Genomic DNA, 20464 nt, shown 5'->3' with positions numbered 1-20464 from the left:
CCTCTTATTAAATATGAAAGCCCACCCCCTCCTCCACTCCATCCTCTTCCTTTTGGCCAGCTCTCCTTGGCTCCAGGCCGAGCCGGTAGAGACCGGCCGTCTGGCTGCGCCTGAATTCGATATCCAAAAGGGATTCTACATCGACCAAGAAAAATGGCTGGGCGTGCACCCGGACCACTCCAAAGACGGCGTGGCCACCCTCGTTTTTCCCTTCCGCGATGGCACCTACGATGTGGTCCTCGAAATGGTGGGGGAGAACGATGGTCAATCGAGCTTTCAGGTCGAGATCGAGGAATTGGTCCTCGGACCGGTCAAAGCGCCCCCCACCCCTGAAATGTTCATCACGGGTCCGGACTTTGACCAGCGGTGGAAAGGGGTGGAGGTGAACGATGGCGACCTCGTGACGGTTCGCGGCCAAATCCATTCTGCCGATGGCAAAGAGTGGAGCCGAGCCCGCTGGGCCGCCCTCCGCTTTGAACCGGTGGACGGCGGGGAGCCGCTGGTGGCGATGGAATCTGGCGGCACTCCGGAGCTGTTGAAGGGGCCGCCTCTTTTTGGAGAGCGGCTGCCAGATGGCGATGGTTCTGTCTCTCTGGAGGGAGAACTCAAGACTTGGCACAATGTGGTGCTGACCCTGGATGGCCCCTTCGCGCACGAGCGTGACAACGCCCCCAACCCCTTTGTCGATCAGGAAATGAACGTCCGCTTCACTCATGAATCGGGTTCCCCCAGCTACCTCGTTCCGGGCTACTTCGCCGCCGATGGCCAGGCGGGAGAGAGCTCGGCTGAAAGCGGCACGAAATGGCGGGCGCACCTTTCCCCGGATGTGGTAGGGCAATGGAGCTACACCATTGAGTTCGCCGAGACCGCCTACGACGGGACGAGCGGGAATTTTGAGATCGTCGCCTCAGACAAGGGCGGTCGCGATCTGCGAGGCAAAGGGCGTTTGCAGTATGTGGGACAACGCTACCTCCAATTTGCCGAGTCGGGAGAATGGTTCCTCAAGGTAGGGGCCGACGCTCCCGAAACCTTGCTGGCCTTCGAAGACTTTGACAACACCGTGGCCCATTCCCCTCAAGCGGGGCCGCTCAAGAGTTGGGCGCCTCACTTGGGCGACTGGAAAGAGGGGGATCCCACATGGAAGGACGGCCGGGGCAAAGGCCTCATCGGGGCCATCAACTACCTCGCTGGCAAAGAAATGAACGCCTTCTCCTTCCTCACTTACAATGCCGGGGGCGATGGAGACAATGTTTGGCCGCACTTGAGCCGGTCGCATAAGTTGCACTTTGACTGCTCCAAATTGGACCAGTGGGAAGTGGTCTTTTCGCACGGCACCGCCCAAGGCATGTTTCTCCACTTTAAGCTGCAGGAGACTGAGAATGATGATCTCGTGGGCAAAGGCAAGGGGCTCGAGCACGCCCTGGATGACGGAGAACTCGGCATCGAGCGCAAAACCTACCTCCGGGAAATGATCGCCCGCTTCGGCCATCATTTGGCATTGAACTGGAACGTGGGTGAGGAAAACACCCAAACCTTCGCTCAATCTTCCGCCATGACCCGATACATCCGCCAAGTGGATCCTTACGGACACCATGTCGTCCTCCACACCTACCCGCACCAGCAGGACAAAGTTTATGGAGACTATCTCGGGAAATCAGAGCTCCTGACGGGGCTCTCCATTCAAAATTCGGACGTCAGCCGAAGTCACGCGGAGACCGTGAAGTGGATCAATCAATCGGCTGCCAGTGGTCATCCTTGGGTCATCGCTATTGACGAACCAGGCAATGCCTCTGTCGGCACGCCTCCCGATCCCGACTGGCCTGGGATGTCCGAAGCGCTTGAAATGATCTCCAAGAAGAAGGGCAACAAAAGAAAGTTCAAAGCGCCCAGCATCCATGACATTCGAGCCGAAGTTCTCTGGGGGATCTTGCTGGCAGGCGGCACGGGAGTGGAGCATTACTTTGGCTACCAGGTGCCGGAAAACGACCTCAAGGCCGAAGACTGGCGCAGCCGCGAACAGACTTGGGAGTATAGTCGGATCGCCCTCGAGTTTTTCCGGGAGGAGGAAATTCCTTTTTGGGAAATGAAGAATGCCAATGGCCTGATAGGAAATCCCAACAATGAAAACGGGCGCTATTGCTTCGCCAAACCGGGCGAGCTTTATCTTGTCTACCTTCGCCAAGCCAAGCCGAGATCCTTGGATCTCTCCGAGGCCACGGGGAGCTTCCAAGTCAGTTGGTTCAACCCGCGGATCGGGGGAGACTTGGAAACAGGCTCCGTCGCCACGGTTGAAGCGGGCAAAAGCGTTGGCCTAGGCAAGCCTCCGCGCGATCACCAGGAAGATTGGCTGGTGGTCGTGCGCAAGCTCTGAAAAAACGGCACGGAAGCTACAGTATCCCGCTCACGTAGCGCTCCCGCTCAAAGCGGTGGAAGTCCTCCGCCCGCTCTCCGGTGCCTACGAAGCGGGGGGCGATGCCCAGCTCCTTTTGGATGGCCACCAAGATCCCTCCTTTGCCGCTGCCGTCGAGCTTGGTGACGATGACTCCATCGAGGTCGACGGCTTTTCGGAACTCCTTAGCTTGTTGGAGAGCATTGCTGCCCGTCGTCGCATCCACCACGAGATAGGTCTGGTGCGGGGCGCTGGCGTCGTGCTTTTGGAGGGTCCGCTTTACCTTGCCTAACTCTTCCATGAGATTGTGGCGGGTATGAAGGCGGCCGGCCGTATCGCACAGCAGAAAATCGCTTCCGTTTTTTTTGGCGACCGACCACCCATCATAGCAAACGCTGGAAGGGTCAGCCTTGTATTGGCCCTTCACGATCGGGAGGTCGAGTCGCTCAGCCCACGTCTCCAACTGCTCGATCGCAGCGGCGCGAAAGGTATCCGCAGCCGCCAAGGTCACCGAATGACCTTGGCTTTTTAGCAAGTGGGCCAGCTTGGCGGTTGAAGTGGTCTTGCCGGTGCCGTTGACGCCGACGATCAGGATGGTCCGGGGACGGCCCTCTCGCTCGGGAGCCGGAACTGGCTGATCCGCAGGAAGAATCTCCAGGATCTTCCGCTTAGCCACTTCCACCACATCTTGTCCCTTGAGTTTCCGCTTCTGATCTTGGAGTTCATCGAGGATTTCCATCGAAAGGCTCACCCCGATGTCAGAAGCAATGAGGAGCTCCTCCAGCTCGTCCCAATCCACCTCGACTTTGGAAAAGGCATTGAGAATCTTGGAAAAAAAACCGGCCATGTTGGGAGTCTGGAGAGATTGCGGGGAGTGAAATGTTCGCGGCCTGCTGGCTTCGCTTGGCGCAGCCGGAGAGTCAAGTATGGAGAGGCCGAGAGAGCGCATCTTTTGCCTCGGGAAGCCTCTCAAACAAGATATCTGGGTCCGGCAAACACTCGGGAATGGCTAGCCCGGCTTGCCTCCTCTCTTCAAGAGGCGGTCTGGCTCTGTCCGGAGGAAAATCTGCCTTCCCGCAGGAATCCCAAAGTTAGCTGCATCACCTCTTCGCGTTTCATGAGAAAAGGGTGGCTCACGGGAACAATCGCAAGGTCCTGCATTCCCTGGACCTGGGCCCTGGCCACCGAAACCTTCCCATCATCCGGCCCCGGAATCATCAAGCTATTGATCCAATTGAGGCTGCGATTTCCCGCGATGACTCCCAGTTCAAAGAAAACCTCACCTAGGTGATTGGGAGTGGAGTCTGGCGTCGTTCCCAGCTCCTTCCCGGCGGGCCCATTGAGAAGGCGAAAGAGCCACCAGTCTTTGAGGCAATCGACGACCTCGCTCCCCTGATTGGGAGGACCCAGCATCACCACTCGACCTAGTTTCCCATGGGGATGGCGTTTGAAAAAGGATCGCACCAAAATCCCACCGAGAGAGTGGGTCACGAAGTGGATTTTCGTGCACTTCTTCAGACTGGGATGGGCGAGAGCGGAAAGAAGGGTCGCCTCGCTCAATTTCTCGACACAGGCCGACCTGGAGGGATAACCCTGGTTCACTACCACGAACCCGGACTCTTCCAAAAAGGCCGCCATCTTTTCCATGCTGGCAGCGCTCCGACAAAGCCCATGCAGCAAAATCACTCCCTCCGCGGCTGGCATCACGCTCGTCAAAATCAGTGAACAAAAAAGGATTCCAAGTCCATGTCTCATTTCATAAAAGCAAAAACTCCTGCCAGCCAGCTCCCTCTGCGTGGAGGTCCGTCCGAATTAGGATGACCGCCCAGCTAGCAGAAATCAAATACAGCCTTCTCTCAGCTTCCCGACCCCAGGAAATCGGTTTTCCGCAATCCGTTGGTCCCGAAACAGGGCTGAACCGCCAGCTTTAGGAATCACGGAGGTCCATGATCTCATCGTCTGACCTAAGAGGATCTACCTTAAAAACCGCCCAGCCTTGGTGGGCCGCGACGTCCCCGGCGCGGCGGGTGTGAAGGGCCGATTGGCGAACCACTCACCCACCCAAGGCCTTTCCGGCTACCCATCACTTGGGTAAGGCTGCACTCAGAACAAGAAGTCTCCCCCCACCGCGCCGAGGACGTCACGGGCCACCGGGGAAGTGGCTATTCTGGCTCATGGGTGCTTTCGGCAGCATGGCTTCCACACGTCCTCCAAGGCCTTTCTGACAATCCATCACCTGGGGTAGGCTGGACTGAGGGCCCGATTACTAAGCTAGACCAATCTTTCTTCTGCCGATGCTACGGCGTTCTTTGGAGGCTTTGGCCGGTGGGGGTGGGGGCTTGGGCTAGTTTGCTGGGAGGTCCTTGGAAGATGAGTCGGCCGCCTTCTGCTCCGCTGCCGGGGCCTAGCTCGAGGATGTGGTCGGCGTGTTGGATGACGTCGAGCTGGTGTTCAATCACGAGGAGGGTGTGGCCGGCTGCGATCAGTCCGTCGAAGGCCTTCAGAAGGAGGCGGATGTCTTCGAAGTGGAGGCCGGTGGTGGGCTCGTCCAGGAGAAAGAAGGTGGAGTTGGTTTGTCGCTTGGCCAATTCGGCTGCCAATTTGACTCGCTGGGCTTCGCCGCCTGAGAGGGTTTTGGCGCTTTGCCCCAGCTGGAGATAGCCCAAGCCGAGTTCTTGGAGGGCGCGGAGCGGGCGGGCGATTTTGGGCTGGGCGCGGAAGAAGTCGCAGGCGGTTTCGATTTCGAGGTCCAGCACGTCGCTGATATGGCGTCCTTTGAAGGTGATTTCGAGGGTTTCGCGATTGAAGCGTTTTCCGCGGCAGGCGGCGCAGGGCGTTTGAACGCTGGGGAGGAAGTGCATGTCGACGGTCAGGCTGCCAGCGCCCCCGCAGGCTTCGCACCGTCCCCCAGGGGTGTTGAAGCTGAAGCGCCCCGGGTCGTAGCCTCGCTGCCGCGCCAAGGGGAGCTGCGCGAAGAGTTCTCGAATGGGACCGAAGATTCCGGTGTAGGTGGCGGGGTTCGAGCGGGGGCTGTTGCCGAGTGGCGATTGGTCTACGACCACGAGGCGCTGAAGCGGCTCCCAGCCGCGGAGGCTTTCGTAGTGGCCGGGTTGGTCGGGGCCGCGGGCCAGGCGGGCCGCCAAGGCAGGGCGCAGGACTTGATCTACCAAGGTGGATTTGCCACTTCCAGAGACGCCACAGAGGGCGGTCAGACGACCGAGGGGGAGGCGCAAGTCGACCTTTCGGAGGTTCCGGGCTTTGGCCCCGTGCAGTTCTAGGTAGTCGGCGGGGAGGTGGGGCGAGGGCTGGAACGCGGACTTCGCTCCCTTTTTCGAGACGGTTTTTCGGCCGCTGAGGTAGGCGCCGGTGAGGGAGTCTGGGTTCTGCAGGAGTTTTTGCGGGGAGCCTTGGGCCATCAAGTGGCCTCCCCGGCTTCCCGCTCCGGGCCCCATTTCAATGAGGTGGTCCGCGGCGCGGAGGATGGATTCATCATGCTCGACGACGATGACGGTGTTTCCCAGGTCTCGCAGGCGGAGGAGGGTGGCGATGAGGCGCTCGGTGTCGGCCGGGTGGAGGCCGATGCTGGGTTCGTCCAGGACGTAGAGGACGCCCGCGAGGGAGGAGCCGAGTTGGGCGGCGAGACGGATGCGCTGACTTTCTCCCCCGGAGAGGGTGCCGCTTTCTCGGTTGAGGGTGAGGTAGCCTAGACCGACTTCTTCCAGGAAGCGGAGGCGTTTGCGGATTTCGTCCAGTAGGGGGAGGGCGTGGGCTTGGCTTTCTTGGGGCGGTCGATAGCTTTCAAGCCAGGCTTTGAGGTGGGCGATATTGAAATTTTGAAGACTATGGATGGAGTGGGATTTCTGGTCGGGACCGGGGAGGGTGACGGCTAGGATTTCGGGTTTGAGTCGCTGGCCCTGGCAGTCTGGACAAGGCTGATCGCGTAGATAGCGCCGGAGGTCCCGGCGGAGGGCGTCGCTTTCGGCTTCGGCGTAGAGTCGGGTGATTTCGGGGCAAAGACCTTCGTGATTGCGAATTTTAGATTTTGTGTTTTGAAATGCTGCTGAGGCTTTTGTCTTTTGTTTTTCTGTGAATCCATCAAAAAGTGCTCGGGTGAATTTTGGGGGGAGGGTTTGGTAGGGTTGGTCGGTGGGGACTTGAAGGAATTCTGCGATTTCCAGGACGGTGCGATGTTGCAGGTGGCGCAGGGATGGGTTCCGCCGCCACCAGCTTTCTACGGCTCCCTCTGCCAGGGTTTTGGTGGGGTCGGGCACGATCCGCTCGGGATCGGGGATGGGCTGGGTTCCGAGGCCGTGGCAGCTCGGGCAGGCGCCGATTTGGCTGTTGAATGAGAAGTGGCGCGGGGTCAGTTTCGGCAGGCGGTAGCCGGTATGGGGATTCCAGAAGCTGGTGGTAAATTCAAGGTCTTCCCAGGCGCTCTGGCCTGGCTTTTGGATCGAGGCTCGTAGAAGTTCGGGGTTTTCGCGGAGGCCGGTTTCGAGGGAGTCGGCCAGTCTCGATGCGAAGCCCTCCCGCACGATGAGTCGATCGATGACGATTTCGATGCTTTCGATTTGGTCTGGCTGGATTTCTGGTGGGGGGTCGAGGCTGCAGGTCTCCCGATTGAGACGGATCCGCAAAAAGCCTTTTCGGCGGAGGTCGGCGAAGAGTTCCGAGGGGGTCCAGCCGGGCTCGAGGGGGAGGGGCGCGAGCAAGAGGAGTTTCGAGCCTTCCGGGAGCTGGGTGAGGGCGGTTCGCATGTCGCCCGGGGTGGAGCGGACGAGGGCTTCGCCGGTTTCGGGGTCGTGAGGCTGGCCCACGTGGGCGTAGAGTATCCGGAGGTAGTCCAGGATTTCGGTAACGGTCGCGATGGTGGACCGCGGGTTTTGGCTGCCACGTCGCTGCTCGATGGCGATGGCGGGTGCGAGGCCTTCTATGAAGTCAACCTCAGGTTTTTCCAGTTGGTCTAGAAACTGGCGGGCGTAGGCGGAGAGGCTTTCGACGTAGCGGCGCTGGCCTTCGGCGAAAAGGGTGTCGAAGGCGAGGGAGGATTTGCCCGAGCCGCTGACTCCAGTGAGGACGACGAGCTGGTTTCTCGGGATTTCGACCGAGAGGTTTTGGAGATTGTGCTGTCGAGCGCCGGTGACTCTGATGGAGGACATGCGGCTCTTTGGTTCACCGCGAAGAGGGGAATCCCGAATGGAGAAAGCGGAATGCGGGATTTTAGGTGCGGTGCTTTTTGTGCCAAGCTTGGTAGACCAAGGGGGAGATTTCGCTGGGTTTGATTTCGCTCCGGCCTCCCCAGAAGACGTTGGTGTAGTCGACGGGGATGCCGACGCTGGCGAGGTGGCGGTCGATAGCGGCTTTGTGCTCCATCACGAGCGATTTGTCCGTTCCGTGGACCACTCCCATGATGTTGACTCGCCCGAATTGCGGCCCTCCTTCGCGCCAGTAGCAGTGGGTCATGATGTGGTGGCGACCCACTTCGGCGCCCGCTTCAGCCTGGCGACCTTCGGGTACTTTCCAGTGGAAGAGCCCATTGAAACGGGTGACTTTTTTACCAGTGGAGGAGGGTTTCACGTGCTCTAGAAATGTGGAAAAACGTCCTATAACTTGTTTGCGGTCAAGTTGTTGTGCAATTTCACAGAATTTATCCAAGGAGATGCCGGCTTGTTGGGCGCGGGCGGTCCAGGGGTTTTCATTGATCTCGTCGAGGGAGAGTTCTTCCTTGAGGTGGAGGAGGACATTCCATTCTCCCTCGTTCAGTTCCGCGAGGGAGGTGGTGATCATTTCGGCACGGGCCTCGGTTTTGGCTCCGGGCTCAAGGCTTTTCCGTCGGACGTGTCCCACGCCCAGTTTGAAGATGCCTTTTGCTGGCATGAGGATGAAGTCGTGCGCGCCGGTCAGGCGCTGGAGGACGGTGGCGTGTTCGGCTAGAGATTGGCCTTGGGGAACTTTGAGGGTGGTCCAGAGCCGGTATTCCGAGCCGGAGATTTGCCGGTCGGTCGAGCGGACGACGACGTGGCCGCTGAAAGGGTCCTCTTGCGACATGAAGTCGAAGGCGGCGTCTAGGCGTTGGCGGTCGATTTTCCAAGCTACGAGGGCGCCCTCTGCCAATTTGGTAGCGAGGAGGGTTTGGCGGACTCTGCGAACGATTCCGGCATCGAGCATGGCGCGAATGCGGGTCAGCACGGTTTCCAGATCGACGCCGGATTCGGCTGCGATGGCTTGGAAGGGGTGACGATGGAAGCCGCTGATGCGGTCTTCGGAAACCGCGAGGATGCGCGCGTTGACCGCTTCGTCGTGTTCGATGGGGATGGTTTGCGACATGAGTGCTGAGGGGAGGTCGTTACGTCCTGGCGAAGGGTTTGTCCAGCAGGGGCGGGTCACACTTGCTGACTGATGGAGCGCATGGGCACGTCATTGATCTCGACGGTGGGTGGTGCGTTCAGGAGGTAGAACGCGGCTTCGGCCACGTCCTCCGCTTGCAACATGCCGCTCTCTTTGAGGGCTTGGAAGGAGGTCGCCCGCCCTTCGAAGTAGCGTTCGAGCAGGGGGGTGTCGACGAAGCCGGGGGAGATCGCGCTGACCCGCGTGGGGTTTCCGGCGGCTCGGAGTTCCAGGCGGAGGGCTTCGGTGAGGCCGCGGACGGCGAACTTGGTGGGGGCGTAGAAGCCGCCTGTGGGCGGGACGCGGTGGCCAGAGAGGCTGGAGAGATTGAGGATGTGTCCGCCGGTTTCCGGGAAAAGCGGCAGGCATTGTTGGCATAGCCAGGCCAGCGCTTGCACATTCACTTCCCACATTTCCCGCCAGTCTTCGGGATTTCCGGTGGAGATGGGGGAGAGGGCGGCCACCCCGGCCACGTTCAGGAGGAGGTCGAGGGGTGGGTGGCGTTTCACGGTTTCCAGGAGGGCGGTGAGCGATGCGGGTTGTCGGAGGTCGGTGACTTGGATGTGGCTTTCTCCGGGGAGGCTGTCCGCTAGGTCCTGTAGTTTGGCTTGGGAGCGGGCGACCAGGAGCAAGCGAACGCCTTCTTGCGAGAGTTTTTCGGCCAAGGCTTTTCCGATGCCGCTGGACGCGCCGGTGAGAAGGGCTGTTTTTCCGTGGAGACTCATGGGCTTCTCCTACGATGGGCGAGACGGCTTCAGGGGAAACCAAGGAGCGTTTTTTGCGGGGCGGGAGGAGGGGGCGAGACGGAGCGCGAATTCATGATTTGGATCGCGCCGCTGGCTGGGGAGGTCGAGCGATTCCCGCCAGGGGGAAAAGGTGGTGCATTGGACCGTGCGGTTGTGGTCCTGAAAGCGCAGAAGGCGTAGCCAGCCGTCGCCGCCGTGAGGGGCCCATTGGGCATTGAAGAGGATTTGGTGGACGCGGTTTCCCGAAGGGGTGGCGTCCACTCGGTAGCCGCTTGCGATGTCGCTGCGGTTTTCCAGGAGTTCGTTTTGCAAGCTTCGGCAGTAGGGCTTGTGGTGGCCGTTGAAGACGAATTGGAAGCGATCGTGGGGATGGACGAGCGTTTGCCAGACTTGCTCTCCGGTGGCGGCGCCTCCGGGCTCTTGGCTGAGTCCGTAGTGGGCAGGGGAATTGGGCGTGTCTTCGCGGGTTCGCAGGGAACTTCCGTCGGGTGTGACCAAGCTGGATCGCTGGTCGATGAAGTCGTGAGTCAGGAGGATGGCTCGATCATGGGGATGCGCCTGTAGGACGTGGCGCGCCCATTGGAGAACTTTGGCGCGCGGGCCAAATTCCAGCACCAGAAGGAGCCAGAGTTCGCCCCCTGCCGCGAGGTGATAGGCTGCGTTTTGAATTTCCCCGGCCCGATAGGAGGCCAGGTGGGCTCGGGCGGTGGCGGGGTTCTGGTGGAGGGTGAGGTAGTCATTGGCCAAGGTGTGCCGGCTGTCGGCGACGTGCACTTGGCCGTAGTCGTGGTTGCCCAGGGCGCAGAAGAGGGGGAGTTCCCCATCGAGAAGGGAGAGGCTGGCGTGGGCACGGGCCCATTGATCTCGGGCGTGGGGGTGTTGAACATGGTCACCCAGATGGAGGACGGCCCGGATGGACTGTGCCTCACGTTGCCGTGTGATCCATTGCAGCATGCAATGGTAAAGCTCGTTGGCTTGGTCGCTTTCGGAGTAGAATTGGCTATCTGGCAGCAGGACCAAGGTCCAGGCGGTGGGATCGGGCGACGCGCAAGGCATGGTCAAGCGCGTCGACGTCCGGCTCCGAACTTCCGTTTTTCAGTTTCTTGGAAGCTTTGGAAGAGTTTGCGATCCCGGCTGTGGAGCAGCGCTTCCTGGAGGTCGATCTGGCCCTCTCGCCAGAGCTGCGTGAGGGATTCATCGATGGTTTGGTTGCCGTCCTGGGAGCCGATTTCCATCATGCCGACGAGTTGCTCTGTTTTGCGATCCCGAATGCAGGTGCGAATTCCGTGATTCATGCGGAGCACTTCGGAGGCGAGAATTCGCCCTTCTCCATCGGCGCGGGGGAGCAAGCGCTGCGAGAGGATGGCCTCCAGCACGTTCGAGAGCTGGGCGATGATCTGAGGTTGTTGCCCGCCTGGGAAGACGTCGACGAGTCGATCAATGGTCTTGGGGGCGTCGACTGTGTGGAGGGTGCCCAGCACGAGGTGCCCTGTCTCGGCAGCCGTGATGGCGATGCGGATGGTTTCGAGATCGCGCAGTTCGCTCACCACGATGACATCGGGGTCTTGGCGGAGGCTTTGGCGGAGCGCGATCGGGAAATCTCGCGTGGTGGAGCCGACCTCGCGTTGTTTGATTAGGCAACGCGAGTGTTCAAAAAGAAACTCTATCGGGTCTTCAATGGTGACGATGACCCCGCTGCGACTCTCCGCGATGCGTTTCACCATCGAGGCCAAGGTGGTGGATTTCCCGGAGCCGGTGATGCCCGTCACCAAGACGAGACCGCTTGGCAAACGGCAGATGTCGTGGATGGCATCGCTGTGGCCGAGGGTGGCGAGTTCCGGGATGTCTCGCGGAATGAAGCGAAAGGCCGCTTCCAGGCCTTGGCGGGTGTAGTGCACATTGCCCCGGAAGCGTCCCAGTCCTTCCACTTGCAGGGCGTAGTCCAATTCCCAGTCCTCTTCCAAGCGACTTCGCTGCGATTCGGAGAGGGTGGCCAGCACGAGGTCGCGGGCGGTGGCGACTGTCAGGCTGGCTTCGTCGAGCGGGCGCAGCCGACCATCGACCCGGGCGCAGGGCGGCGCCCCCACCGAGAGGTGCAGATCGGATCCGGTGAGTTCGACTGTTTGCCGGAGGTAGTCGGTGATGTCCTGCATGAGGGGAGCAAGCTAGGAGATTCCGCGGAGGGCGCGATCAAATTCGGCGGCATTTGGCGCGACCCGGCGAGCGAGGTCTTTTTCCAGGCGTCCCTTGCGGACATGCTCCACGAGACTTTCAAGAAAGCTGTGGCCTTCTGAGCGATCACTTCGCAGAAAGTCGATGAGCTGCGCATGATTGCCTTCCCGAATCCACTTGCGGGTGGCGGCCTCATTCGAAAGGGCTTCGGTCACCAACTGGAGCCCGCCTCCTTGGCGAGGGACCAATTTCTGCGAGAGGACGCCGAGCAATTGGCGGGAGAGGAGGGAGAGCGCGGTTTCGCGGCGATCCGCCACGAAAAGAGAGGCGAAGCGCTCTATGGTTTCTCCCACGTCGGAGCTGTGAAGGGTGGAGAGCACCAGGTGGCCCGTTTCGGCGGCCCGCAGTGCGGTTTCGGCGGTTTCGTCATCGCGAATCTCTCCCACGAAGAGGACGTCCGGGTTTTGCCGGAGGGCGGCGCGGAGGGCACTCCCGAAATTTTCGGTGTCGGTGGCGATCTCTCTTTGGGAGAAGAGGCTTTTGCGGCTTTCGAAGAGATATTCGATGGGGTCTTCGATGGTGACGATGTGGCGGGCTTGCTGGTCATTGATCCAATCGAGGCAGGCCGCCAGCGTGGTGGATTTGCCGGAGCTGGTGGCGCCTGTCACCAGCACGAGTCCGGCTGGGTGAGTGAGCCAGGTTTCCAGGAGCTTTTCGGGAAGACCGAGCCGTCTCATGGAGGGCACGGTCCGCGCGATGGGTCGGAGGACAGCAGCCAACTGATTGAGCGTGCGAAAGAAATTGACCCGCAGGCGTTCCCCATCGGAAAGCACCAAATGGGCATCCCGCTCGTTTTCCTCCAGCGGGTCGCCTCCGCAAAACTGCCAGAGTGCAGCCAAGTCTTCCCGGCTGATCATCGAGTCCTCGGTCGAGCGGAGTTCTCCCGCGATTCGGATGCGAGGGCGGTTCCCCGCGCGCAAGAAAATGTCATTGGCCTGCGAGGCAACTAGCGCTTTCAGGAGCGCGTCGAGGGGAGGGGCCATGGATGGAAAACCAAGCGTGAATTTGTAACGCCTGCATGGAAAAAATCACCGGCCGGCAACGCCTTCAAGTGGCACCAATCAAAGCAAAATGACAAACCAGTTCACAACCAAAATGCAACAAGCCCTGCAAACGGCGCTCAGCGAGGCGCGCCAGCGAGGGCATTCTGAAGTCCACTCGGTTCACGTTCTGCATGCTCTCCTCGACCAGGCGGACGGCCTGGCTCCGCAGCTTTTGCACAAAGCAGGCGTGGCCCCTTCGCGGGTCTCCAGCGCGCTCGCCGCTCACTTGGAGCGGCAGCCAAGAGTCTCGGGAAACGCGAGTGAAGCGAGCGTGGGGCGTGAGTTGAGTGAGACCCTGCAGCGGGCGGAGTCGCTCATGAGATCGCTGGGCGATGAGTTCTTGAGCGTCGAGCATTTCCTGTTGGCGACGCTCGAAGGCAAATCGGAAGCAGCCGAGGCGCTTCGCCTGGCCGGGGTGCAAAAGGAGGCCTTGGAGAAGGCCCTTCAAGAAGTCCGGGGAAACCAGAAGGTGACCGATGCCAATCCCGAAGGAAAATACCAAACGTTGGAGAAGTATGGCGTGGACCTGACGGCGAAGGCCCGCCAGGGCAAGATCGATCCGGTCATTGGCCGCGATCACGAGATCCGCCGCGTGATGCAAGTTCTCTCCCGGCGGACCAAGAACAATCCGGTCCTCATCGGCGAGCCCGGAGTGGGGAAGACCGCCATTGCTGAAGGCATGGCGCGACGCATCATTTCAGGCGACGTGCCGGATTCGCTGAAGAACAAGCGACTCATCGCGGTGGACATTGGCGCGATGGTGGCTGGGGCCAAGTATCGCGGGGAATTTGAGGATCGTCTCAAGGCCTTTTTGAAAGAGGTCTCGGACTCAGAGGGCCAGATCATTCTTTTCATCGATGAGTTGCACACCATCGTGGGGGCGGGAGCCAGCGAAGGAGCGGTCGATGCCTCCAACCTCCTGAAACCCCAGTTGGCTCGAGGGGAATTGCGGACCATCGGAGCGACCACGCTCGATGAATACCGCAAGCACATCGAGAAGGACCCCGCCTTGGAGCGGCGCTTCCAGCCCGTCATGGTGGGTGAGCCCAGTGTCGAAGATACCATAGGCATCCTTCGGGGGCTCAAGGAGCGCTACGAGGTGCACCACGGGGTGCGCATTCAAGACGCGGCTCTGGTGGCCGCTGCCATGCTTTCTGATCGCTACATCGCGGATCGGTTCTTGCCGGACAAGGCCATCGACCTAGTGGACGAGGCAGCCTCACGCCTCAAGATCGAGCTGGAGTCGATGCCGGAGGAAATCGATCAACTGGAGCGCCAAGTCATGCAGTTGGAAATGGAGCGGCAAGCGCTTTCCAAGGAAAAGGATGAGGCCAGTCAAAGGCGACTCGAGACGCTCGAAAGCGAACTGGCTCACGCTCGCGAGCAGAGCAGCGCGCTCAAAGCGAGATGGCAGAACGAAAAGGGGGAGATCCAGGAACTGAACAAACTGCAGGAGGAAATGGAGTCCCTGCGGGGAGAGCTGGAACGAGCTCAACGAGAGGGCGATCTCCAGCGGGCCAGTGAAATCAAGTATGGGCAGATGCCCGAGCTGGAGCAGAAGCTGCAACGCAATGAGTCCAAGCTATCGGGTGAGGAGGGCACCTCGCTTTTGCAAGAAGAGGTCACGCCAGAGGACATCGCTCAAGTCGTCTCCTCGTGGACCCATATCCCCGTCTCGCGCTTGCAGGAAGGGGAGCGGGAAAAGCTCGTTTCGATGGAAGAACGGTTAGGGGAACGGGTGATGGGTCAGGAGGAAGCCATCAAAGCTGTTTCGGATTCCGTGCGGAGGGCGCGAGCAGGTCTCCAGGATGAGAATCGCCCCATCGGCTCCTTCATTTTCTTGGGGCCGACCGGAGTCGGGAAGACAGAGTTAAGCAAGGCCTTGGCCGAATTCCTTTTCGATGACGAAGCGGCCATGGTCCGGATCGACATGTCGGAATACATGGAGAAACACGCCGTCTCCCGCTTGGTGGGAGCGCCTCCTGGCTATGTCGGTTATGAAGAGGGCGGGCAGCTGACCGAGAGCGTCCGACGCCGTCCCTACAGCGTGGTGCTGTTCGATGAAATCGAGAAGGCGCACCCCGATGTCTTCCATATTTTGCTGCAAGTTCTGGACGATGGTCGCATCACCGACGGCCAGGGCCGCACGGTGGATTTCCGAAACACCGTCCTCATCATGACGAGCAACATCGGAGGGGAGTTCATCCTGAACGAAGCGAACAAGGAACAACGTGACGCCCAAGTCCGCGATGCCTTGCGCTCCCACTTCAAGCCGGAGTTCCTCAATCGCATCGACGACATCGTGATCTTCGATCGCTTGGACGAGCACCAACTCCAAAAGATCGTCCGCGTGCAACTCGATCGCGTAGTGCAACGGGTAGCGAAAAAGGGCATGGTCCTGAAAGTGGAAGAAGCCGTGGCGGAGCTCTTGGCGGAGCGGGGTTACGACCCCGCCTACGGGGCCCGACCGATGAAACGAGCCATCCAGGAGTTTCTCCTTGATCCGCTCAGCTTGGAGATCCTCGAAGGCAAGTATGCCGAAGGCGATTCAATCCATGCCCAGCGCGAGGCAGGGGGAGTCGTTTTCAAAAAGTAACCGAAAGCGGCTCTTCGTGGGCCGCGACCTTTTGAAAAAAAGATACCTAGGGCCGACCGATTTTTCGCAGCATCGCGAAATGCCGGTCGCGCTCCAGCAGATCCACGCCATGCCTCTCCGCACAGGAAAAGACGAGGATATCGCCAAGCGGAATGTTCAAGCCGCTGCGCAAGCAAAGGCGACCCACTTGGGTGGCTTCTTCCCAGCATTCCGCGTCAAAGTGTAGCCAATGACAAAGCGCCCGGGCTGAAACGAAGCGCGCGTTCTCTTTTTTCCCATTTAGCCCTCGGTAGACTTCCATCCACACGGGCTCCGTCATAGCAGCCTGGCTTGTCTCTAGAAGGATCGTCACTTCCTTAGTAGTCTCGGGATCGCCATCTTTGCGCGTCGCTTCGATCCAAGCTGAGCTGTCGATCAGGGTGATCATGGTCAATCTTTGCCCGCGCTCGACTCCTGCTCAGCGATTCTTTGCAACCGCCGGAATTCCGCCATATCACCGGCCTCGATCTCGTCATTGGTTGCTATATCCCAAGTGCCGAAGCTCGCGACCAAGTCTTTCACGCGCTGCTGGCGATTGAACTCTTCCAAGGCCTTGACCACCGCTTCCCGTTTCGTCTTGGCCTTGGTGAATCGCATGGCATCCACCAAGGCTTGTTCGGGAATATCAATCGTGGTCTTCATGGAATCCATTTTCCATAAAAAACGGATTCCATCAAGCGTGATTTTAGGAGACCCTTGGCGATTCTGGATGATAGAGAGGGGAGATTTTTCCGAAGGACAGGTCCTCGCCTTAAGCGAGCGCCTGGAGGACGCTCCAGAGCGAGGTTTGGGGTCGCATGAGGTGGACACTTGCTATCCCGGCGGTCGTGGCGGCCTCCTGGTCGAGTTTCGGATCGTCACCCACGTGAAGGGTGTCTTGGGCTCGAGCTGAAGCCGCCAAGAGGGCTCCTTCGAAAAAGGCCGGGCTGGGTTTGGAAGCCCCCAAGCGAGAGGAGTGGAGGCAGTCTTGAAAGTGATGGGCGATTCCCAACTCCTCCAAGAGAGGGGGAAGTCGCTTGTCAAAGTTGCTGGCGATGAAGCAGCGGTAGCGAGAGGAAACGGCCTCCAGCACTTCCTCGGTTTCGGGGTAGAGCTGCCAAGCCTCGGCTCGTGCGTAGTGCTGGAAAAGCGCTTGGAAGCAAGCTTCGATGTCGCCGCTCGCCCGAGCGGTGGCGCTCAGGAAGGTAGCCTGAACGAGCTCTCTCCACCAAGCGACTTCGGCTTGGTCGGCCTCTCGGTAGAAAGAGTAGGCCGGCCGGCCCAAGACTTGGAAGTTGGCTCGGAAGGCGGCTTCCAGATGGTCTGGTTCGGCCAGCCAGCCGTGCTCGGCTCCCAGGCGGGCGTAGGTTTGGCCGACGGGTTCGCGGAGAGCGAAAAGCGTCCCCACGGCGTCGAAGAAAAGCGTATTGATTGGCACAGTCTGGCAAAGGAATTTCCTCTTGCCGGAAAGGGCAACTGAAACTAGGATCTTCCCCCGATTGGTTCGCCGATCGGCCAACACCTCGCCGGAAGTTCGCTTTCGGTATGCGGAGTGGGATTTTCATCCCGCTCTTTTTGTTTCTGGAATCGACCACAAGATCATGACCAACGACCTGCTCGCCGTTATCGAATACTTCGAAAAGGAGAAGGGGATCGACCGTGCCACCATGGTGGATGCCTTGGAGGGAGCCATGCTCTCGGCCACCCGTAAGCGCATCGGACCTGCCCGGGAACTGCGGATCGACATCGATCCAGCCAAAGGAAAGATCAAGGCGATCGCCCGGCTGGTGGTCAAAGAAAAGGTCGAGCTTCCCTACGATGAAATCGATCTTCGCACGGCTCGCCGCCTCAAGCCAGAGATCCAAGTGGGCGAAGAGGTCGAGGTGGAAGTGACTCCAGCGAACCTGGGGCGCATCGCGGCCCAGACCGCCAAGCAAGCCATGATGCAGCGCCTCCGCCAGGCGGAGAAGGCCATGATTTACGAAGAGTTCAAGGACCGCGCTGGGGACATCGTGAGCGGCACGGTCCGCCGTTTCGAGCGCTCGGATGTCTTGATTGATCTTGGTCGCTTCGAAGGACTCATGCCCTCGCGCGAACGCGTTTCGACCGAGGACTACAACATCGGCGATCGCCTGCGGCTCTACGTGGTGGCGGTCGAGAACGGCTCGCGGGGCCCTGAGATCATTCTTTCCCGGAGTCACCCGAATTTTGTGAAGCGGCTCTTTGAATTCGAGGTCAGTGAAATCGCCGACCGCACCGTCCAAATCCGCTCCATCGCTCGCGAATCCGGATACCGGACGAAAATCGCGGTCGCCAGCAGCGATGACAAGGTCGATCCGGTTGGGGCCTGTGTGGGGCTTCGGGGTGCCCGCGTCAAGAACATCGTTCGCGAACTCAACAACGAAAAGGTCGATATCATCCGGTGGAGTGATGACCCTCGCGAGTTGGTGGCCGAGTCGCTCAAGCCGGCCACCCTCAAAAAGATTGATGTGGATGAGGAAGAAAAGATGATTCGCGTGACGGTGCCTGAAGACGAGCTTTCCAAAGCCATTGGGCGCCGAGGGCAAAATGCCCGGCTGACCTCACGCCTCATGGGCTGGAACGTCCAAGTAGAAAAAGACGAGTCTGCTCATGAAGCGTTTGAAGCGCGGGTGGTGGATGCCGCGCAAGAATTTGTCAGCAAGCTGGCCATGGACGAGTCCCAAGCCATTGAGCTGGTCCGGGGAGGGATTGTCACGGTCGACAGCTTGGCTGGGATCGATGCCGATGACCTTATGGGCATCCTCGGGATCGAAGAAGCAGACGCCGCCCTCATCCTCGAGAAGTATCAAGCCCTGGGAGCGGCTGAGGAAGGCGCTCCCGAGGAACAGGAACCCATCTCCGAAGAAGAGCCCGCTTCTGCCGAAAGCTAAAAAAGCGAACCCGAGCCACCCACCCCAACTTTTTCCCACCGAATCGACCCACGATTTTCCGCCCGCATGTCTTCGAAGCCCGCCAAGAAGAAAGCTTCTCCCCAGAAGAAAAAAAAGGTTTTGTCTCTCATCGACGAAGACAACCGGCCCTCACGTCGTGAGCGGCGGCGCCAGAAGCAGCAGGAAGAGGAGGAGGCCAAGGTCTCGCCCGTGGAGAAGGCCAAAGAGGAAGCGCTCAATTTGCTCGATGACGAGCCCGCTGAAAAGAAAGTCGTGAGCGAGCCCGCGGGCGCTTCGGAAGCGGAAGAAGTGGAGGCGGGTCCGGATCCTGAAAAGACCGTCAGCCTGAAGCCGCCGATCATCGTGAAGGACTTGGCAGAGGCCATGGAGCTCAAGCCTTTCAAGATCATCCAGGACTTGATGGAGTTCGATGTCTTCGCCACCCCGACCCACTCGGTCGAGCCGGAAATCGCCGCCAAAATCTGCGACAAGCATGGGTTCTATTTCGAGCGGGAAAAGCGCGAAAAGGGAGGCGGTGTCCACAAGACGGAAGTCAACATCGTCGAGCCGGAACTGCCGGATACCGAGAAAGAAGACGATCTGGAATACCGCGCCCCCATCATCACCTTCATGGGGCATGTGGATCATGGAAAGACCTCCTTGCTCGATAAAATCCGGGAAAGCCGAGTGACCGCGGGCGAGGCCGGCGGCATCACCCAGCACGTGGGTGCCTACAGCGTGGAGCACCAAGGAAAGCACATCACCTTCTTGGATACACCGGGTCACGCCGTCTTTTCCTCCATGCGGGCCCGGGGAGCGGATGTCACCGATGTGGTGGTCCTGGTGATCGCGGCGGATGATGGCATCATGCCGCAAACCAAAGAGGCCATCGACCATGCCAAGGCGGCCAAGGTGGAAATCGTAGTGGCCATCAACAAGTGTGATCTGGCGACCGCTAACCCCGATCGCGTCATGGCGCAGTTGGCCGAGAATGATCTCTCCCCGACTTCCTATGGCGGCTCGACCGAATGCGTTCAGGTCTCAGCCCAAACCGGGGAAGGAATCTCAGAGCTTTTGGAAACCCTCTTGCTGCAAGCGGAAGTGCTGGAGTTGCGAGCCAATCCTGCGGGAACGGCCCGCGCCACCGTGATCGAGGCCAAGACCGAGGCCGGCAAGGGGCCGACCGCCACCGCCATCGTGCAAACGGGAACCCTCAAGGTGGGCATGCCCTTCATTTGCGGTTCCTTCGCCGGCAAAATCAAAGGCCTGCTGAACGACCGGGGAGAACGGGTGAAAGAGGCGGGGCCGGCCATGCCGGTGGAACTGCTCGGCTTCAATGGCATCCCGAACGTGGGAGACGATGTGGTCGAGATGGAGAGCGAGCGCGACGCCAAAAAGCTGGGCGACGAGCGCCAGGAAGAAGCCCGCAAAGAGAAGCTTCTGGCCCCGCAGCGCTCTCGCATGGAAGACATGCTGGCCACCATCAAGGCAGGCGAGCAGAAGACCATGAAAATGGTCCTCAAAACAGACGTCCAAGGAACGGCCCAAGCCATTGCGGAGGCTCTGGGCGAGATCGAGTCCGAGAAGATCCAGCTCGACATCATTCACAAGGCGGCCGGCGCCATCACGGAATCGGATATTCTTTTGGCGAGTGCTTCCGATGCCATTGTCATCGGCTTCAATACCAAGACGGAAAACAAGGCTTTGGCCGCAGCCAAGCGAGAAGGCGTCCAGATCAAGCTCTTCTCGATCGTGTATGAGCTGATCGACCAAGTGAAGGACGCCATGCTGGGAATGCTCGAGCCGGAGACCCGGGAAAAGATCATCGGCCATGCCGAAGTGAAACAGATTTTCAAGATCCGCCGTGGGCGGGTGGCTGGTTGCATCGTGCAGGATGGCAAGGTCACTCGGGACGCCCGAGCCCGTGTCCTGCGGGATCGCCAGCCAGTCTACGATGGCGGAGTCCACACCCTGCGCCGCTTCCAAGACGATGTGGACGAGGTCAAGATGGGCGTCGAATGCGGGATCCGCTTGGGCGACTACAATGAGTATGAGGAGGGCGACATCATCGAGACCTATCTCCTCGAAAAAATCGAGCAGACCCTGTGATCGGGTTGGTCGCTCCCCATCGCGAAAGAGAC

15 protein-coding genes are annotated in these 20464 nt (G+C 59.8%); 4 read left to right on the top strand and 11 right to left on the bottom strand.

All coding sequences use genetic code 11. The features are described from left to right. Positions 1-13 precede the first annotated feature (13 nt). Positions 14-2371, top strand: coding sequence for a DUF5060 domain-containing protein (locus AAF555_00815; GenBank protein MEM6910099.1), 2358 nt, complete (start codon positions 14-16; stop codon positions 2369-2371). 16 nt (positions 2372-2387) lie between these two features. On the opposite strand, the gene ftsY is transcribed toward AAF555_00815, so the two are convergent. The 8 genes from ftsY to AAF555_00775 all read right to left on the bottom strand — a co-directional run bounded on the left by ftsY (position 2388) and on the right by AAF555_00775 (position 12737). Continuing rightward, the gene (ftsY, locus tag AAF555_00810) at positions 2388-3236 is read right to left on the bottom strand and encodes a signal recognition particle-docking protein FtsY (protein ID MEM6910098.1); all 849 of its coding nucleotides are present in this window, start codon (positions 3234-3236) and stop codon (positions 2388-2390) included. Between the two features lie 185 nt (positions 3237-3421). Further along, positions 3422-4144: an alpha/beta hydrolase gene (locus tag AAF555_00805; GenBank protein ID MEM6910097.1), complete on the bottom strand. Its 723-nt coding sequence runs from the start codon at positions 4142-4144 to the stop codon at positions 3422-3424. A 542-nt stretch (positions 4145-4686) separates the two neighbouring features. Further along, positions 4687-7548: an excinuclease ABC subunit UvrA gene (uvrA, locus tag AAF555_00800; protein ID MEM6910096.1), complete on the bottom strand. Its 2862-nt coding sequence runs from the start codon at positions 7546-7548 to the stop codon at positions 4687-4689. A 61-nt stretch (positions 7549-7609) separates the two neighbouring features. After that, positions 7610-8716: an Lrp/AsnC family transcriptional regulator gene (locus tag AAF555_00795; GenBank protein ID MEM6910095.1), complete on the bottom strand. Its 1107-nt coding sequence runs from the start codon at positions 8714-8716 to the stop codon at positions 7610-7612. A 56-nt stretch (positions 8717-8772) separates the two neighbouring features. Beyond that, the gene (locus AAF555_00790; GenBank protein ID MEM6910094.1) at positions 8773-9501 is read right to left on the bottom strand and encodes an SDR family oxidoreductase; all 729 of its coding nucleotides are present in this window, start codon (positions 9499-9501) and stop codon (positions 8773-8775) included. A gap of 9 nt (positions 9502-9510) precedes the next feature. After that, positions 9511-10578: a metallophosphoesterase gene (locus AAF555_00785; GenBank protein ID MEM6910093.1), complete on the bottom strand. Its 1068-nt coding sequence runs from the start codon at positions 10576-10578 to the stop codon at positions 9511-9513. A gap of 2 nt (positions 10579-10580) precedes the next feature. Further along, on the bottom strand, positions 10581-11675 hold the full coding sequence (locus AAF555_00780; protein ID MEM6910092.1) for a PilT/PilU family type 4a pilus ATPase: 1095 nt from the start codon (positions 11673-11675) through the stop codon (positions 10581-10583). A 12-nt stretch (positions 11676-11687) separates the two neighbouring features. Continuing rightward, positions 11688-12737 carry a PilT/PilU family type 4a pilus ATPase gene (locus AAF555_00775; GenBank protein ID MEM6910091.1) on the bottom strand — a complete coding sequence of 350 codons (1050 nt, stop codon included), beginning with the start codon at positions 12735-12737 and terminating at the stop codon, positions 11688-11690. A 112-nt stretch (positions 12738-12849) separates the two neighbouring features. Between AAF555_00775 and clpB the strand changes: the two genes are divergently transcribed. Beyond that, the gene (gene clpB, locus AAF555_00770; GenBank protein MEM6910090.1) at positions 12850-15393 is read left to right on the top strand and encodes an ATP-dependent chaperone ClpB; all 2544 of its coding nucleotides are present in this window, start codon (positions 12850-12852) and stop codon (positions 15391-15393) included. Positions 15394-15439: 46 nt separating this feature from the next. On the opposite strand, the gene AAF555_00765 is transcribed toward clpB, so the two are convergent. The 3 genes from AAF555_00765 to AAF555_00755 all read right to left on the bottom strand — a co-directional run bounded on the left by AAF555_00765 (position 15440) and on the right by AAF555_00755 (position 16849). After that, entirely contained in the window at positions 15440-15820 is a 381-nt protein-coding gene (locus AAF555_00765; protein ID MEM6910089.1) for a PIN domain-containing protein, read from the bottom strand. A 2-nt stretch (positions 15821-15822) separates the two neighbouring features. Continuing rightward, complete coding sequence (locus AAF555_00760) at positions 15823-16074, bottom strand: type II toxin-antitoxin system VapB family antitoxin (GenBank protein ID MEM6910088.1); 252 nt, start codon at positions 16072-16074, stop codon at positions 15823-15825. A 109-nt stretch (positions 16075-16183) separates the two neighbouring features. Continuing rightward, positions 16184-16849 (bottom strand): HAD-IA family hydrolase, encoded by a 666-nt coding sequence (locus AAF555_00755; GenBank protein ID MEM6910087.1) that lies wholly within the window; start codon positions 16847-16849, stop codon positions 16184-16186. Positions 16850-16910: 61 nt separating this feature from the next. Here AAF555_00755 and nusA point away from each other — a divergent pair, with 61 nt between their 5' ends. Both nusA and infB read left to right on the top strand, forming a co-directional pair. Next, on the top strand, positions 16911-18323 hold the full coding sequence (nusA, locus tag AAF555_00750; protein MEM6910086.1) for a transcription termination factor NusA: 1413 nt from the start codon (positions 16911-16913) through the stop codon (positions 18321-18323). 66 nt (positions 18324-18389) lie between these two features. After that, entirely contained in the window at positions 18390-20432 is a 2043-nt protein-coding gene (gene infB, locus AAF555_00745; protein MEM6910085.1) for a translation initiation factor IF-2, read from the top strand. Positions 20433-20464: the final 32 nt, after the last annotated feature.

The sequence above is a fragment of the Verrucomicrobiota bacterium genome (assembly GCA_039027815.1).
Classification (GTDB): domain Bacteria; phylum Verrucomicrobiota; class Verrucomicrobiia; order Verrucomicrobiales; family JBCCJK01; genus JBCCJK01.
The sequence above is the reverse complement of the archived record's forward strand: the minus strand, read 5'-3'. Positions and strand labels throughout refer to the sequence as shown.

Excerpts from the sequence above, each read along its gene's own strand:
- AAF555_00815 (MEM6910099.1), top strand. The coding sequence starts at position 14 with ATGAAAGCCCACCCCCTCCTCCACTCCATCCTCTTCCTTTTGGCCAGC.
- ftsY (MEM6910098.1), bottom strand. The coding sequence starts at position 3,236 with ATGGCCGGTTTTTTTTCCAAGATTCTCAATGCCTTTTCCAAAGTCGAG.
- AAF555_00805 (MEM6910097.1), bottom strand. The coding sequence starts at position 4,144 with ATGAGACATGGACTTGGAATCCTTTTTTGTTCACTGATTTTGACGAGC.
- uvrA (MEM6910096.1), bottom strand. The coding sequence starts at position 7,548 with ATGTCCTCCATCAGAGTCACCGGCGCTCGACAGCACAATCTCCAAAAC.
- AAF555_00795 (MEM6910095.1), bottom strand. The coding sequence starts at position 8,716 with ATGTCGCAAACCATCCCCATCGAACACGACGAAGCGGTCAACGCGCGC.
- AAF555_00790 (MEM6910094.1), bottom strand. The coding sequence starts at position 9,501 with ATGAGTCTCCACGGAAAAACAGCCCTTCTCACCGGCGCGTCCAGCGGC.
- AAF555_00785 (MEM6910093.1), bottom strand. The coding sequence starts at position 10,578 with ATGCCTTGCGCGTCGCCCGATCCCACCGCCTGGACCTTGGTCCTGCTG.
- AAF555_00780 (MEM6910092.1), bottom strand. The coding sequence starts at position 11,675 with ATGCAGGACATCACCGACTACCTCCGGCAAACAGTCGAACTCACCGGA.
- AAF555_00775 (MEM6910091.1), bottom strand. The coding sequence starts at position 12,737 with ATGGCCCCTCCCCTCGACGCGCTCCTGAAAGCGCTAGTTGCCTCGCAG.
- clpB (MEM6910090.1), top strand. The coding sequence starts at position 12,850 with ATGCAACAAGCCCTGCAAACGGCGCTCAGCGAGGCGCGCCAGCGAGGG.
- AAF555_00765 (MEM6910089.1), bottom strand. The coding sequence starts at position 15,820 with ATGATCACCCTGATCGACAGCTCAGCTTGGATCGAAGCGACGCGCAAA.
- AAF555_00760 (MEM6910088.1), bottom strand. The coding sequence starts at position 16,074 with ATGAAGACCACGATTGATATTCCCGAACAAGCCTTGGTGGATGCCATG.
- infB (MEM6910085.1), top strand. The coding sequence starts at position 18,390 with ATGTCTTCGAAGCCCGCCAAGAAGAAAGCTTCTCCCCAGAAGAAAAAA.